14 protein-coding genes and 2 tRNA genes are annotated in these 12,565 nt (G+C 68.1%); 8 read left to right on the forward strand and 8 right to left on the reverse strand.

The window, feature by feature from the left end; translation table 11 throughout:
* The first annotated feature begins 42 nt into the window (after window positions 1-42).
* From ACSQ4M_RS33885 to ACSQ4M_RS33900, 4 genes are all read left to right on the forward strand, one after another.
* Window positions 43-330 (forward strand): 2Fe-2S iron-sulfur cluster-binding protein, encoded by a 288-nt coding sequence (locus ACSQ4M_RS33885; RefSeq protein ID WP_436193736.1) that lies wholly within the window; start codon window positions 43-45, stop codon window positions 328-330.
* 43 nt (window positions 331-373) lie between these two features.
* On the forward strand, window positions 374-994 hold the full coding sequence (gene gmk / locus ACSQ4M_RS33890; RefSeq protein WP_436193737.1) for a guanylate kinase: 621 nt from the start codon (window positions 374-376) through the stop codon (window positions 992-994).
* Window positions 995-1,011: 17 nt separating this feature from the next.
* Window positions 1,012-1,215 (forward strand): DNA-directed RNA polymerase subunit omega, encoded by a 204-nt coding sequence (rpoZ, locus tag ACSQ4M_RS33895; protein WP_056669554.1) that lies wholly within the window; start codon window positions 1,012-1,014, stop codon window positions 1,213-1,215.
* Between the two features lie 101 nt (window positions 1,216-1,316).
* Window positions 1,317-3,605, forward strand: coding sequence for a RelA/SpoT family protein (locus ACSQ4M_RS33900; protein WP_436193738.1), 2,289 nt, complete (start codon window positions 1,317-1,319; stop codon window positions 3,603-3,605).
* Here ACSQ4M_RS33900 and greB read toward each other — a convergent pair.
* The 8 genes from greB to ACSQ4M_RS33940 form a co-directional block, all read right to left on the reverse strand.
* A complete protein-coding gene (greB, locus tag ACSQ4M_RS33905) occupies window positions 3,581-4,141 on the reverse strand; it encodes a transcription elongation factor GreB (RefSeq protein WP_436193739.1) in 561 nt (186 codons plus the stop codon). The genes ACSQ4M_RS33900 and greB overlap by 25 nt on opposite strands.
* 44 nt (window positions 4,142-4,185) lie before the next feature.
* Window positions 4,186-4,530 carry a hypothetical protein gene (locus ACSQ4M_RS33910; RefSeq protein WP_436193740.1) on the reverse strand — a complete coding sequence of 115 codons (345 nt, stop codon included), beginning with the start codon at window positions 4,528-4,530 and terminating at the stop codon, window positions 4,186-4,188.
* The gene (locus ACSQ4M_RS33915; RefSeq protein ID WP_436193741.1) at window positions 4,511-4,762 is read right to left on the reverse strand and encodes a hypothetical protein; all 252 of its coding nucleotides are present in this window, start codon (window positions 4,760-4,762) and stop codon (window positions 4,511-4,513) included. Before ACSQ4M_RS33915 ends, ACSQ4M_RS33910 begins: the two co-directional genes overlap by 20 nt.
* Window positions 4,763-4,910: 148 nt before the next feature.
* Window positions 4,911-4,987, reverse strand: a tRNA-Arg gene (locus ACSQ4M_RS33920).
* Window positions 4,988-5,085: 98 nt separating this feature from the next.
* A tRNA-Arg gene (locus ACSQ4M_RS33925) sits at window positions 5,086-5,162 on the reverse strand.
* A gap of 25 nt (window positions 5,163-5,187) precedes the next feature.
* Window positions 5,188-6,387, reverse strand: a complete 1,200-nt coding sequence (locus ACSQ4M_RS33930) for an amidohydrolase family protein (protein WP_436193742.1) — start codon at window positions 6,385-6,387, stop codon at window positions 5,188-5,190.
* Entirely contained in the window at window positions 6,327-7,097 is a 771-nt protein-coding gene (locus ACSQ4M_RS33935; RefSeq protein WP_436193743.1) for a TetR family transcriptional regulator, read from the reverse strand. The genes ACSQ4M_RS33930 and ACSQ4M_RS33935 overlap by 61 nt, the downstream gene beginning before the upstream one ends.
* A 16-nt stretch (window positions 7,098-7,113) precedes the next feature.
* Window positions 7,114-7,890: a ferredoxin--NADP reductase gene (locus ACSQ4M_RS33940; protein WP_436193744.1), complete on the reverse strand. Its 777-nt coding sequence runs from the start codon at window positions 7,888-7,890 to the stop codon at window positions 7,114-7,116.
* A 221-nt stretch (window positions 7,891-8,111) separates the two neighbouring features.
* Here ACSQ4M_RS33940 and ACSQ4M_RS33945 point away from each other — a divergent pair, with 221 nt between their 5' ends.
* The 4 genes from ACSQ4M_RS33945 to ACSQ4M_RS33960 all read left to right on the forward strand — a co-directional run bounded on the left by ACSQ4M_RS33945 (window position 8,112) and on the right by ACSQ4M_RS33960 (window position 12,499).
* Window positions 8,112-9,689, forward strand: a complete 1,578-nt coding sequence (locus tag ACSQ4M_RS33945) for a 6-hydroxynicotinate reductase (RefSeq protein ID WP_436194118.1) — start codon at window positions 8,112-8,114, stop codon at window positions 9,687-9,689.
* Between the two features lie 12 nt (window positions 9,690-9,701).
* The gene (locus ACSQ4M_RS33950; protein WP_436193745.1) at window positions 9,702-10,574 is read left to right on the forward strand and encodes a UPF0280 family protein; all 873 of its coding nucleotides are present in this window, start codon (window positions 9,702-9,704) and stop codon (window positions 10,572-10,574) included.
* 79 nt (window positions 10,575-10,653) lie between these two features.
* A complete protein-coding gene (locus ACSQ4M_RS33955) occupies window positions 10,654-11,238 on the forward strand; it encodes an amino acid synthesis family protein (RefSeq protein ID WP_436193746.1) in 585 nt (194 codons plus the stop codon).
* Window positions 11,239-11,290: 52 nt separating this feature from the next.
* The gene (locus tag ACSQ4M_RS33960; protein ID WP_436193747.1) at window positions 11,291-12,499 is read left to right on the forward strand and encodes an ABC transporter substrate-binding protein; all 1,209 of its coding nucleotides are present in this window, start codon (window positions 11,291-11,293) and stop codon (window positions 12,497-12,499) included.
* Window positions 12,500-12,565 lie beyond the last annotated feature (66 nt).

Genomic DNA, 12,565 nt, shown 5'->3' on the forward strand with positions numbered 1-12,565 from the left:
CCCTCCATTGTCGCCGCAAGCCGCGCCCTACACTCGCCGCCCATGTCTGGCACCTTCACCGTGCGGCTGCAGCGGCCGGGCGCGGACCCTCTGCAATTCGAGGCACCGGCCGACCTGCCGGTGCTGCTGGCGGCCGAGCGCGCCGGCCTGGCCATGGAGAGCTCCTGCCGCAACGGCACCTGCCGCAGCTGCATCTGCTTCATGGACGCCGGCAGCGTGGCCTACCGCGTCGCCTGGCCAGGCCTGTCGCTGGACGAGAAGCGCGAGGGCTGGATCCTGCCCTGCGTGGCCTACGCCACGGGCGACCTGCAGCTGTCACTGCCCCTGTAGGACGCGCTGCTAAACTCTGGCGCCTTTTCAGCCCCCGTTCGCCATGGACTATCCCGGCAACCTGATCGTCGTCGCAGCCCCGAGTGGGGCCGGCAAGTCCAGCCTGGTCAAGGCGCTCCTGGAACTCGACGCGCAGATCCAGCCCTCGGTGTCGCACACCACGCGCGCGCCACGCGGCCAGGAAAAGCACGGCCGCGAGTACTTCTTCGTGCCCGACGCCGATTTCGACGCCATGGTGGCGGCCAACGGCTTCGTCGAGTGGGCCAATGTGCACGGGCGGCGCTACGGCACCTCCAAGAAGGCCATCGAGGACCGCATCGCCCAGGGCGCCGACGTGATCCTGGAGATCGACTTCCAGGGCGCGATGCAGATCAAGAAGACTTTCGCCAATGCGGTGCTGATCTTCATCCTGCCGCCGAGCTGGGAAGAGTTGCGCTCGCGCCTGGAGCGCCGTGGCGAAGATGCGCCGGAGGTGATCGAACTGCGGCTCAAGAACGCCGCCGTGGAGATGGCCCAGGCCGAAAATTTCGACTTCGTTATAATCAACGAGTTGTTCGACCGGGCCGTTTTCGACTTGAAAACCATCGTGCACGCCCAGCGACTCAAATACCTGGCGCAGGTGCGCGCCAGGGCCGACACCTTCAAATCCCTGCACATCCTCTGAGAGGACTGGAGTCCACCATGGCCCGCATCACCGTCGAAGACTGCCTCGAGCAGATCCCCAACCGCTTTCAGCTGGTGCTGGCCGCGACCTACCGCGCCCGCATGCTGAGCCAGGGCCATGCCCCCAAGATCGAGAGCAAGAACAAGCCCGGCGTGACGGCCCTGCGCGAGATCGCCGCCGGCAAGGTCGGCCTGGAAATGCTCAAGAAGGTGCCGAGTTGAGCGGCATCCGCCTGCGCTGAAAGGCAGTAAAAAGGCACCGCATGGCGGTGCCTTTTTGTTTGGCGGCCTGCTCTCGCGGGCCTGCACGCTACAGTAAGCGCATGAATGCCGCGTTGCCCACCACTGCAGACAGGACACCGCCGCCGGCTCTTGCGCCCGCCACCCCCGCCGCGGCGAACGCCGCCGCGGCCAGCTTTGCCGCCCTGACCGCCAGCCTGGACTACCTGGATGCCCAGAGCGTCGAGCAGGTGCGCCAGGCCTACCGCTTCGCCGACGAGGCCCACCTGGGCCAGCTGCGTTCCAGCGGCGAGCCCTACATCACGCACCCGATCGCCGTGGCCACGCAATGCGCGGCCTGGAAGCTCGACGCCCAGGCGCTGATGGCGGCGCTGCTGCACGACGCCATGGAAGACTGCGGCGTGACCAAGCCTGAGCTCATCGAGCGCTTCGGCGCGCCGGTGGCGGAACTGGTGGACGGGCTGACCAAGCTGGACAAGCTGCAGTTCAACACGCGCGAGGAGAACCAGGCCGAGTCCTTCCGCAAGATGCTGCTGGCGATGGCGCGCGACGTGCGCGTGATCCTGATCAAGCTGGCCGACCGCACCCACAACATGCGCACCATGGGCGACATGCCGCGCAGCAAGTGGGGACGCATCTCCAAGGAAACGCTGGACATCTACGCGCCCATCGCCCACCGGCTGGGCCTGAACGTGACCTACCGCGAGCTGCAGGAGCTCGCGTTCCAGCATCTGATGCCCTGGCGCCACGGCGTGCTGGCCAAGGCCGTGGCCAAGGCGCGCAGCCGGCGCCGCGACCTGGTGCAGAAGGTGCAGCAGGAACTCGAGACGGCCTTCGCCAATGTCGGCATGAAGGTGCGCATCGCGGGCCGCGAGAAGACGCTCTACTCCATCTTTCGCAAGATGGACGACAAGCACCTGTCGTTCGCCCAGGTCAACGACATTTACGGCTTTCGCGTGATCGTGCCCAGCGTGACCGACTGCTACACGGCGCTCGGCGTGCTGCACCAGCTGTACAAGCCGGTGCCGGGCCGCTTCAAGGACCACATCGCGATCGCCAAGGCCAACGGCTACCAGTCGCTGCACACCACGCTGGTGGGGCCGTCCAACATCAACATCGAGTTCCAGATGCGCACGGACGCCATGCACGTGGTGGCCGAATCGGGGGTCGCGGCGCACTGGCTCTACAAGGCCAACCACCCGGGCAGCGCCACCACCGACCGCATGGGCACGCAGTGGCTGCAGTCGCTGCTGGACATCCAGCAGGAAACGCGCGATGCGTCCGAGTTCTGGGACCACGTCAAGGTCGACCTGTTTCCCGACGCCGTCTACGTGTTCACGCCCAAGGGCCAGATCATGGCGCTGCCGCGTGGCGCCACCGTGGTCGACTTCGCCTACGCCATCCACAGCAACGTGGGCGACCGCACGGTGGCGGCCCGCATCAACGGCGACCAGGCGCCGCTGCGCACCGAACTGCACAACGGCGACGTGATCGAGGTCATCACCGCGCCGATCTCGGCGCCCAACCCGGCCTGGCTGGGCTTCGTGCGCACGGGCCGGGCGCGCTCCAAGATCCGCCACCACCTCAAGAGCCGGGCCATCACCGAGTCGGAGGACCTGGGCGAGAAACTGCTGACCCAGGCCGTGCGCGCCGAGGGCATCGAGGCCTTGCCCGACCACGACGCCGGCGGCCAGCCGATCTGGGACAAGCTGCTGCGCTTCTCGGGCAACCGCACGCGCGCCGAGCTCATGACCGACATCGGCCTGGGCAAGCGCATCGCCAGCATCGTTGCCAAGCGGCTCAAGGTACTCATGACCGAGGGCGGCGGCGTGAAGGCCGACCCGCTGCTCATGACGCGCGAGCGCTACACGGCACACGAAACCGTGTCGCAGGGCGGCGTGCTGATCGACGGCAGCGAGAACGCCTCGGTGCAGTTCGCACGCTGCTGCCGGCCGGTGCCCGGCGACGAGATCGTCGGCTACCTGGGGCGAGGCGAAGGCCTGTTCGTGCACACGGCCGACTGCGCCACCGCCAAGCGCCTGCAGTACAAGGACAGCGAGCGCTTCATCGCCGTGGCCTGGTCCGACGAGCCGGTGCGCACCTTCGAGACCGGCATCGTCGTCACCGTCAACAACGGCAAGGGCGTGCTGGCGCGCGTGGCGGCGGCACTGGCCTCCTCCGAGGTCGACATCACGCACATGGACATGGGCCAAGAGGAGGCGCAGGACGCCTCGGACCTGCGCTTCGTGGTGGCCGTGCGCGATCGCACGCACCTGGAATCGGCCTTGCGCAACCTGAAGCGCATGCCGGCGGTGCTGCGTGCCGTGCGCGCCGCACCCGCCCCCTATCAAGCCGCGACTGGCGCCGGATAACGCACCTCCAGCACCTCCAGGTCGCGCACACCAGCGGGCGTGGGCAGGCGGACCTCGTCACCCACGCGCGCGCGCAGCAGGGCCCGCGCGATCGGCGCGATCCAGCTGACCTCGCCGGCCGCACTGTTGGCCTCGTCGATGCCGCGGATGGTGATGGTCTGCTCCTCGCCCTGCGCGTCTGCATAGGTCACGGTGGCGCCAAAGAACACCTGGTCGCTGCCATGGTGCACGCTGGGGTCGGTGACCTCTGCGATCTCCAGACGGCGCGTCAGGAAGCGGATGCGGCGGTCGATCTCGCGCAGCCGCTTCTTGCCGTAGAGGTAGTCGCCATTCTCGGAGCGGTCGCCGTTGCTGGCGGCCCAGTGCACGACCTCGACCACCTTGGGGCGCTCGTTGTCGATCAGGTCCAGCAACTCGTTGCGCAGGCGGGCGTAGCCCTGCGGCGTGATGTAGTTCTTGCCGCCGGCCGGCAGCGCGGGCAGGGCCAGCTCGTCCTCGTCGTCGCTGTCGCTTTCCTTGGTGAAGGCTTTGCTCATGGGGCCTAGTGTCCGGCAAAAGCGGCAGCGGGCCGCCGACCGCGCTACAGCCGCGGCAGGTCGCGCAACGTGCGTCCGGGCAGCGAAGGATCGACCTCGATCCGCTCCGTTCCATCGGCCTGGACATGGACCTTGACCAGTTGCGGCGTCGCACCAGCGCCGCGCCCCGGGAACAGGGGAACGACAGGCTCGGCCTCGAGCAGCTTGTCCACCACCTCGAGCGTGTCGACCACGCTCTCGCCCGACAGCGGGCGCGGCGCTGGGCCCGCCGCCAAGCCGACCTCGCTGCCGTCGGCCAGGTACCAGCGCACGCGCCGCACCTCGCCGCGCGCGTCCAGCTCGACCCCGGTCACCACATGGGCCGGGCCTTCAGGCACCTGGATGTTCATGGCGCGCGCTGTGGCGGCGTTGCACATGCACGGGCCGGCCGGGATGGCCAGGCAGGCGCGTGGGCACGTCGCCCTCGTCCGGCGGTTCCTGCACGGGCGTGCCGGGTTCCGGGTTGACGGGATCTTCGTCGTCGAACGGGCCAACCGGCGGCGGCACGGGCGGCACCGGGTGCGGCGTAGGCACGGAGGCCAGGCGCCGGGAGCGAAGCGAAGGGGAAAGGGTGTCGAGCATGCGTCTCCCAATCAAAGGAACCCATATCTTCGGAGGATTGGAGGCCCGGCCGCATCGTCGGATGGCGCGTGCCGCTGTAGTCGATGACCGACAGGGCGACCCCAAAAGAAAATGGGCCGGTCCTTTTGCAAGGACCGGCCCATCCATTTGGTGCGGCTGGCAGGAATCGAACCCACGACCCCTTGGTTCGTAGCCAAGTACTCTATCCAGCTGAGCTACAGCCGCGAAGCCTTAGAGTATATACCGAATTTTCTCCATTGCCGAAAATTGGAGCTCGGAAAAGAAAATGGGTCGGTCCCTTGTGAGGACCGACCCATTCGGTTTGGTGCGGCTGGCAGGAATCGAACCCACGACCCCTTGGTTCGTAGCCAAGTACTCTATCCAGCTGAGCTACAGCCGCGAAGCCATAAAGTATAGCGCAGTTTTCAATGCGCGCCCGAGACGACGACAGGAATTTCGGTTGCCGGCGGCGTGTTGCGGCTGCGCCCGCAGCGCACGATGCCGTCGATCATGACCATGCCGATGCCCGGGATGTCGCCCAGCTGCACGCTCTCCAGCAGCGTGCGGCCGGCGGTGTGCTGGGCCCGGTCCATGAACACGAAGTCGGCCGCGCGGCCAACCTCGATGAAGCCGCAGTTGAGCTTGCGGATCTTCGCGGTGTTGCCGGTGGCGAAGCAGAACACGAGTTCGGCCGGGATGCTGGCCAGGCTGGACAGCAGGGCCACCATGCGCAGGATGCCCAGCGGCTGCACGCCCGAGCCAGCCGGCCCGTCCGTGCCCAGGATCACGCGGTGCGGGCACTTGAGCTGCAGCGCCATCTGCGCGGCCGCGATGGCCACCTTCTCGTTGCCGTTGTGCACGATCTCGATCGCGCGGCTGGACTTCTCGCAGAGTTCGCAGACATGCGCCTCGGACAGCGAGGTGTGGCCGCCGTTGATGTGGCCGATCACGTCGGCATCGGCCTCCAGCACCACGTCCTTGTCGATCAGGCCCGAGCCCGGGATCGACGGCCCGCCCGTGTGGATGGTGCTCTGGATGCCGGCCGCGCGCGCCCACTTGACCATGGTCGCGGCCTCGGTGCCGCCCTTGACCGAGCCCAGGCCGATCTCTCCGAGCAGGCCCACGCCGGCCGCCGCCAGTTCCTTGAAGTCGCTTTCGACCATGCCCTTCTCGATCACGGGCGCGCCGGCCAGCACCTTCACGCCACCCGGGCGGAAGTTGTCGAACGCGCGCTGCGCCGTGATGGCCAGGGCCTTCAGGCCGACGATGTCCTTGGGCCGCCCCGGCAGGTGCACCTCGCCGGCCGAGATCATGGTGGTCACACCGCCGTTCAGCGTGGACTCGATCCAGCCCAGCTGGTTCTGGCGCGGCGTCCAGTCGCCGAACACGGGATGCACGTGGCTGTCGATGAGGCCGGGTGCGACGCAGGTCTGCCTGGCGTCGATGACGGTGGTGGCGCCTTCGACATCGCAGTCCTTGAACTTGCCGACCGCGGTGATCAGGCCGTCGTGGACAACGATGGTGTCGGCTTCGAGGATGGGCTGGTCGATGTCGCCCGACAGCATCAGGCCGATGTTGCGGATGACGACTTTGCCGGAGGCGGCGGTGGCGGCGGCTTCTGCCATGTGGGGGTTTCTCCGTGGGGGCTTGGGGATTCGTTGTACGGCACGGGCTCGCGCATCACGGTGCGCAGCACGGCATCGACGACGAAGGCCTCCCAGCGCGCGGACGCCGCCGGGTCGTCGATGCGCTGGCCCAGGAATTCGGACAGCGTGAAGCGGTTGGACTGCGGGAAGTAGCCCAGCGCGGCGATCATCATGTAGACGTCGTGCACCGCGATGTCGTCGCGGAACACGCCCTGCGCCACCCCAGCGGCCAGCAGCAGCTGCAGTACCGAGATCGCGGGCGAGGAGTACTGCTGGGCCGACTGCATCTTGGCGATGTGGCGCCCCTGCAGCAGGTTCTCGTTGTTGAGCAGCGTGACGAACTCGGGGTGCCGGCGGTAGTAGCCGCAGACGAAGCGCACCACGGTCTTGAGCGATTCCACGGGCGCGTGCTCATCGAGCGCCAGGGCCTCCTCGGCCTCGTTCATGCGCCGGTAGATGTCCTCGATCACCGCGATGTACAGACCTTCCTTGCTACCGAAGTAGTAGTAGATCATGCGGTCGTAGGACTTGGCCGCCTTGGAGATCTGGCCCACGCGCCCGCCGGCAAAGCCGTGCTTGGCGAAGATGCGCGTGGCCGCGCGCAGCAGGTTGGCGCGCGAGGTGATGACCGCCTGTTCCCGCACCCCCGGCTTGCGCTGGCCGTCTGCTGTCTTGGCGGGCCGGGGCATGTGCGAGGTGCCGGTCTTATTGCTCGACGAAGGCGCGCTCGACGACGAAGTCGCCCGGCGTCGTGGTATTGCCTTCCTTGAAGCCGCGGTGTTCCAGCATGACCTTGAGGTCGCGCAGCATGGCCGGGCTGCCGCACAGCATCACGCGGTCTTCGGCCGCATTGATCTGCGGCAGGCCGAGGTCGTCGCACATCTTGCCGTTTTCGATCAGCTCGGTGATGCGGCCCATGTTGCGGTAGGACTCGCGCGTGACCGTCGGGTAGTAGCGCAGCTTGCTGCTGACCAGCTCGCCCAGCACCTCGTGTGCGGGCAGGTGCTCGGTCAGCATGTCGTGGTAGGCCAGCTCGTCGACCTGGCGCACGCCGTGCACCACGATGACCTGCTCGTAGCGGTCGTACGTGTCCGGATCGCGCACGATGCTCAGGAACGGTGCGAGACCGGTGCCCGTGCCGAACAAATACAGGCGCTTGCCGGGCAGCAGGTAGTCGGTCACCAGCGTGCCAGTCGGCTTGCGGCCGACGATGACGGAGTCGCCGACCTGGATGTGCTGCAGCTTGGAGGTCAGCGGGCCGTCCGGCACCTTGATCGACAGGAACTCCAGGTGGTCCTCGTAGTTGGCGCTGGCGATGCTGTAGGCGCGCAGCAGCGGTTTGCCGTTGTCGCCGCGCAGGCCGATCATCGTGAAGTGCCCGTTCGAGAAGCGCAGCGACGGATCGCGCGTCGTGGTGAAGCTGAACAAGCGGTCGGTCCAGTGGTGGACGGAGAGGACCTTCTCTTCGTTGAATGCGCTCATGACGTTCGGACGGTTGGATGCAAAAGTGAAACGGCCGATTTTTTCACATGCCGCTGCGGCCACTGGTGTCTCCGGCATGCGAACGGCATGGCTATTGCCTGTTCGAATGCTTGCGGCGGGGTGCAATTCTGAGTAGCATCTGCCGCACTCACGTTAAGTGAATGCTACATGAAACGCGATTGCGCGGCAAGCCGCAGCACCGCAACGGAGCCCCCACGATGCTGAACGAGCACACCAAGACCGACGGCCTTCCCGACCTACCGGAGGTCGTGCTGCCGCAGGGCCTGGAGCGCGCCAGGCCGCGCAACGAGCGCATGGCCGGCGACAAGGTCGAGTGCAATGCCTGCCCGGTGCTCTGCCAGATCGGCCGCGGGCGCACGGGCGCCTGCGACCGCTATGCCAACGCCGACGGCGTGCTGGTGCGTGTGGATCCCGTGGTGCTGCTGCAAAGGACACTGGATGCGGAGCAGCCGCTGGTGCCTTTCACCGCGCGCGAGACCGATGAAGCCGCACCGCTGGCGCCCGCCCCCCAGGTCTTCGTGACAGGCATCGGCGCCTCCACCACCTATCCCGACTACAAGCCCGCGCCCTTCATCGTCGCCTCCGAGGCCGATGGCGTGGACATGGTCACGGTGGTGACGGAAGGCATCTTCAGCTACTGCAGCCTCAAGCTGAAGATCGACACCGACCGCTGGCTCGGCCCCGAGCAGGCCAACGTGCGCTGCAAGGGCGAGGTGATCGGCCATGTGACCACCGCCGAGTACGGCTCGCAGATGCTGTCGCTGGGCGGCGTGCACCACCTCACGGGTGGCAGCAAGAAGGAAGGCCGCGTCACGCTGGACGCGATGCAGCTGTTGGGCAACAAACAGGCGGTGGATCTCACGATCGATGGCGGCGCGCAACTCACGGTGCAGGCCGGCAAGGCGCCCATCGTCAACGGCGTGCGGGAGCAACGCATGCGCGTGGGCTGCGGCTCGGCCACGGTGGGCATCTTCGCGCGGCAGTTCTTCGGCATCTGCGACGAGGTCATCGTGGTGGACGACCACATCACCGGCGTGCTGACCGAACACCAGGCCGGCCGCTGCCTGGACATGCGCCCGGCCGGCATCAAGGTGCGGGGCCGCAAGTCCACGCCCGGACGCTACTTCCAGGTCGCCAACCCCGGCACGGGCTGGGGCGGCACCGACATCGCCGACCCGCTGTCCATCATCGAGGCCTGCGAAGCCGACACGGCCTGGCCCGGCCTGCGCCTGCTGATGGTCTCCACCACCGGCGAACACGCGGCGTGGTACGTGCTGGACGACCAGCTCGTGCCGCAGCCCCAGCCCATGCCCGACGAGGTCGCACGCGTGGTCGCGCGCATCGGCGAGAACTGCGAACCCTCGCTGACCACCGTGCTGTTCCTGGGCGGCGCGGGCGGCAGCCTGCGCGCAGGCGTCAGCGAGAACCCGGTGCTGCTCACCCAGGCCATCAAGCAGTCGCTCGTCAACGTCACGCTGGGCGGCGCGCCCGGCTACGTCTGGCCCGGCGGCGGCATCACGGTCATGGTCGATGTGATGCGCATGCCTGACAACAGCTTCGGCACCGTGCCCACGCCGGCCATCGTGGCGCCGCTGGAGTTCACGATGCGGCTGGCGGACTACGAACGCCTGGGCGGCCACATGGAGCAGGTGCGCTCGCTGCCCGACACGCTGCAACACGGCGCCTGGCACAACGACGGCGCACCGCGCGCGCGCCGCATGCTGGCGCCCGCCGCCGGCAACGGCTGGCCCATCGGACAGGCGCCGCTGCTCGGCTGAGGGCCACCCGCCATGGGGCCGAGCCGCAGCACCTTGCCCAACGGCCGGGCGCATTTCCAGCACGGCCCCATCGACCTCGTCGTCGCCGCCGAGGGCCATGTCCATGCGGTGCAGGCTGCGCACGACGCGGCCTGGCAACGCTTCGCCACGGTGCTGCCCGAACTCGTGGCCGAACTGCCACTGCTGCGCGCACCGGTCGGCGCCGACTGCCCCATGCAAGGCCCCGTCGCGTGCCGCATGTGGCAGGCCTGCGCGCCCTACCGCAGCGGCTTCATCACGTCCATGGCCGCGGTGGCCGGCGCCGTGGCCCAGGAGATCCTCGTGCACTACACCGGTTCCGGCATCGCACGCGCCTGGGTCAACAACGGCGGCGACATCGCGATCCACCTGGCGCAGGGGCAGCAGGTGCGCGTGGGCCTGTGGGCCGACCTTGCCCGCTTCCGCCCGCGCGCGGACCCCCACCCACTGCCGACCGACGCCCAGTTCACAGTCACAGCCGATCTGCCGGTGCGCGGCGTGGCCACCAGCGGCTGGCGCGGCCGCAGTTTCTCGCTGGGCATCGCCGACAGCGTGACCGTGCTGGCGCACAGTGCGGCAGCCGCCGACGCCGCGGCCACCGTGATCGCCAACGCCGTGGACGTGTCCGATGCACGCATCACGCGCCGTCCGGCCGACGAGATCAAGGACGACAGCGACCTCGGCGCGCGCCTCGTCACGGTCGACGTGCCGCCCCTGCCCGCCGCACTGGTCGACCAGGCGCTGCAGGCCGGTCTGGCGCGTGCCGAGGCTTTGCGCGCGCAAGGTCTGATCTGGCATGCTGCACTGGTTTGCCAGGACCGCTGGCGCAGCACCGACGCGGCGGCCGGGCGGCCGTTGGTGCAGTAATTGCTTAATGAAAGTACCTAAACGCAAGCCCTGGCACCGCACGCACAATGCCCACCTCTTCGCAACCTGAACCGCAGCCATGCCCGCAGAGATCCGCAAACTGATCGTTCAAGTCGACGAAACGCGCCTCGAAATGGGGCGTCCTGTCACGCCGCCGGTGCGCCGTGCACTGGCCATGGCGGTGATCACCAACCCGTTCGCGGGCCGCTACGAGGAAAACCTCGACGCGCTGATCGCCATCGGCGAGGAACTCGGCGGCCTGCTCGGCGACAGGTGCGTGGCCGCGCTGGGCATCGCGCCCGGTGAGGCCGAGGGCTACGGCAAGGCCGCCATCGTCGGCGAGGCCGGCGAGCTCGAACACGCGGCCGCGATCCTGCACCCCAAGCTCGGCGCGCCGCTGCGCCGCGCCGTCGAGAAAGGCGCGGCCCTCGTGCCATCGGCCAAGAAGGTCGGCGGCATGGGCTGCGCCATCGACGTGCCGCTGGGCCACAAGGATGCGGCCTTCGTGCGCAGCCACTTCGACGCGATCGAGGCACGCGTGCCCGATGCGCCGCGTGCGAACGAGATCGTCGTGGCCGTATCGGTCACCGCCGGCGGCCGGCCGCTGCCGCGCGTCGGCGGCCTGCAGGTGTCAGAGGTCCAAGGCCAGGACGGCCTGCGCTGAGGCGCGCGCCGTCCCGCCCAGAATGTTTCCACCGTCCCCAAGGAGCCACTCCATGAAATCCATGCGCCACGTGTTCAGCGCCGCCTCGGTCCTCGCGCTGTCCGCGCTCGTTCCGGCACACGCCCAGGGCGTGATCAAGATCGGCGAGATCAACAGCTACAAGGCCCAGCCCGCCTTCCTGGAGCCCTACAAGAAGGGCATGGACCTGGCCGTCGAGGAGATCAACGCCAAGGGCGGCATCAACGGCAGGAAGCTCGAGCTCATCACGCGCGACGACAACGGCAGCCCGGGCGACACCGTGCGCATGGCCGAGGAACTGGTCTCGCGCGAGAAGGTCGACCTGCTGGCCGGCGCATTCCTGTCGAACACCGGCATGGCGCTGGCGGACTTCGCCAAGCAGAAGAAGTTCTTCTACCTCGCTGGCGAGCCGCTGACCGACAAGATGACCTGGCAGGGCGGCAACCAATACACCTTCCGGCTGCGCCCCGGCACCTACATGCAGGCGGCCATGCTGGTGCCCGAGGCCGTCAAGCTCAAGAAGAAGCGCTGGGCCATCGTCTACCCCAACTACGAGTACGGCCAGTCGGCCACGGCCGCGTTCAAGAACCTGCTCAAGGCCGCGCAGCCCGATGTGGAGTTCGTCGCCGAGCAGGCCACGCCGCTGGGCAAGGTCGACGCCGGCAGCGTGGTGCAGGCCCTGGCCGACGCCAAGCCCGATGCGATCTTCAACGTGCTGTTCGGCGCCGACCTGACCCGCTTCGTGCGCGAGGGCAACACGCGCGGCCTGTTCAAGGACCGCGCCGTGATCAGCGTGCTGACCGGCGAGCCCGAGTACCTGGACCCGCTGCGCGACGAGGCACCCAACGGCTGGATCGTCACCGGCTACCCCTGGTACGGCATCCAGACGCCCGAGCACAAGGCCTTCTTCCTGGCCTACCACGGCAAGTACAAGGACTATCCGCGCCTGGGCTCGGTGGTGGGCTACAGCATGATCATGTCGGCCGCCGCGGGCATCACCAAGGCCAAGAGCACCGAGTCCGACAAGCTGGTCGCCGCGTTCAAGGGCCTGCAGGTGCCCAGCCCCTTCGGCAAGATCACCTACCGCGCCGAAGACCACCAATCCACCATGGGGGCGTTCGTCGGCAAGACCAAGAACGAGGGCGGCAAGGGCGTGATGGTGGACTACGTCTACCTGGACGGCGCCGATGCGCGCTTCCAGCCCTCGGCGGCCGACATCAAGAAGTCACGCGCAGTCGATTGACCACCCCCGTTCCTTGCTCACTTCGTGTAGCCGGATCCCCCCTCAAGGGGGCGCACCCAGCGGCCT

Source organism: Pseudorhodoferax sp. LjRoot39 (assembly GCF_964253035.1).
GTDB lineage: Bacteria > Pseudomonadota > Gammaproteobacteria > Burkholderiales > Burkholderiaceae_C > Pseudorhodoferax.